We start from the raw sequence: 2,275 nt of genomic DNA, 5'->3' as shown, positions 1-2,275 counted from the left end.
GTTGTGGTTCATGTCCGGCACGATTCCCGCGCCGGATCCGGCCTGTAACCGCTGTTACAGGAGCGATGCCCAACCCGGACAACCCCGCCCTAAAGGACGGCTGTTCGGATGCCGAAAACCCCTGGTCCGTCCAGGGCGGACCAGGGGTTACGGTGTGTCTTGACCGAATTTCGTAACGGTTACCGCGCGCCCGATCCTTGGCCAGAGCTACGGCTCATCGGGCCGCCGTCCCGGCCGCCTCGTCGCACGCCTGTCCACGCAGCGCCCGCGCCAGGTCGTCCCGAGCCTCCAGGACCAGCCGGCGCAGAGCGGGCGCGGCCTGCTCGTGCGCGGCGAGCCACGCGTCCGCCGCCTCCAGGGTCTCCGGCGAGTCCTGCAACGCGGGGAACAGACCCCGCACCACGTCCATCCCGATCTGGATGGACCGCTCGGTCCACACCCGCTCGATCGCCTCGAAGTACTCCGGCGCGTACGGCGCGAGCAGCTCCCGCTGGGAGGGCTGGGCGAAGCCCGCGATCGTCGCCTCGACCAGCGCGTTCGACAGCGCGTCCGACTCCACGACCTGCGCCCACGCCCGCGCCTTGACGGCGGCCGAGGGCCGCGCGGCCAGGCAGCGCACCTGGTGCCGCTTGCCGGAGGCGGTGTCGTCGCGGGCGAGCTCGTCGGCGAGCGTCCTCTCGTCCGCCACCCCGTGCGCCGCCAGCGGCTCCAGGAACGCCCAGCGCAGCTCCTGGTCGACCTTGAGCCCCTCGATCTCCTCCGTGCCGTCCAGCAGGCCCTTCAGCAGCCGGAGGTCGTCCGGGGCGGAGGCCACCGTGGCGAAGAAGCGCGCCCACGCCAGCTGGTGCTCGCTCTCCGGCTCGGCCTGCCGCAGCTCGGCCAGGGCGCCCTCGGCCAGCAGCCGCCCGCCCGTCTCCCGCCAGCGCGGCGCCGCGTAGTGCACGAGCGCCGACTCCGCCCAGACGTGCAGCATCTGCAGCACGCCGATGTCGGACTCGCGTCCCGCGAACCGCAGCACCAGGCCGACGAAGTCCCGGGCCGGCAGCAGCGCGTCCCGGGTCATGTTCCACAGCGCCGTCCAGCACAGGGCGCGGGCCAGCGGGTCGGTCAGCGCGCCCAGGTGCCCGCGCAGGGTGGCCAGCGAGGTCTCGTCGAAGCGGATCTTGCAGTAGGTGAGGTCGTCGTCGTTGACCAGCACCAGCTCCGGGGCATCCTGGCCGGCCAGCTCCGTCACGACCGTACGGGCGCCGTCCACGTCCAACTCGGCGCGCGCGTACTGCTCCAGCGCCCCCACCTGGGAGCGCCGGTACAGGCCCACCGCCACCCGGTGCGGGCGCAGCTGCGGATGCGACTCCGCGGCCTCCTGCACGACGGCCAGCTCCTCGACGGTGCCGTCGGCGCCCAGCACCACCTGCGGGGTCAGCGAGTTGACGCCCGCCGTCTGCAGCCAGGACCGCGCCCACGCGCCCATGTCCCGGCCGCTGGTCTCCTCCAGGACCGCCAGCAGGTCGCCCAGGCGGGTGTTGCCGTAGGCGTGCCGCTTGAAGTAGCGGCGGGCGCCCTCCAGGAACGCGTCCTGGCCGGCGTACGCCACCAGCTGCTTGAGGACGGACGCGCCCTTGGCGTAGGTGATGCCGTCGAAGTTCAGCTTGGCGTCCTGCAGGTCGCGGATGTCCGCGGTGACCGGGTGCGTGGAGGGCAGCTGGTCCGCGCGGTACGCCCACGCCTTGCGGCGGTTGGCGAAGGTGATCCAGCCGTCGGTGAAGCGGGTCGCGCCGACCAGCGCGAAGGTGCCCATGAAGTCGGCGAAGGACTCCTTCAGCCACAGGTCGTCCCACCACTCCATGGTGACCAGGTCGCCGAACCACATGTGCGCCATCTCGTGCAGGACGACGTTGGCCCGCGCCTCGTAGGAGGCCCGGGTCACCTTCCCCCGGAAGATGTACTCCTCCCGGAAGGTCACCAGGCCCGGGTTCTCCATCGCGCCCAGGTTGTACTCCGGCACGAACGCCTGGTCGTACTTGCCGAACGGGTACGGGTAGTCGACGTGGTCGTGGAAGAAGTCCAGCCCCTGCTTGGTGACCAGGAAGACGTCGTCGGCGTCGAAGTACCGGGCGAGCCCCTTGCGGCACATGGCGCCGAGCGGGATCTCCAGCCGCGTACCGTCCTCGAACACCCGCTCGTAGGTGTCGGTCACATAGTGGTACGGCCCCGCCACCACGCAGGTGATGTACGTCGAGATCGGCTTGGTCTCGGCGAACCGCCACACCCCGCC

At 71.4% G+C, this 2,275-nt stretch carries 1 protein-coding gene; it reads right to left on the bottom strand.

All coding sequences use genetic code 11. The features are described 5' to 3' along the window. Positions 1-214: 214 nt before the first annotated feature. The coding region (pepN, locus tag C1I97_RS35605; RefSeq protein ID WP_111007074.1) for an aminopeptidase N at positions 215-2,275 on the bottom strand (2,061 nt) is incomplete at its 5' end.

It is taken from the genome of Streptomyces sp. NTH33, assembly GCF_003236365.1.
GTDB lineage: Bacteria > Actinomycetota > Actinomycetes > Streptomycetales > Streptomycetaceae > Streptomyces.
This window is presented reverse-complemented; position numbering and strand designations above follow the sequence as displayed.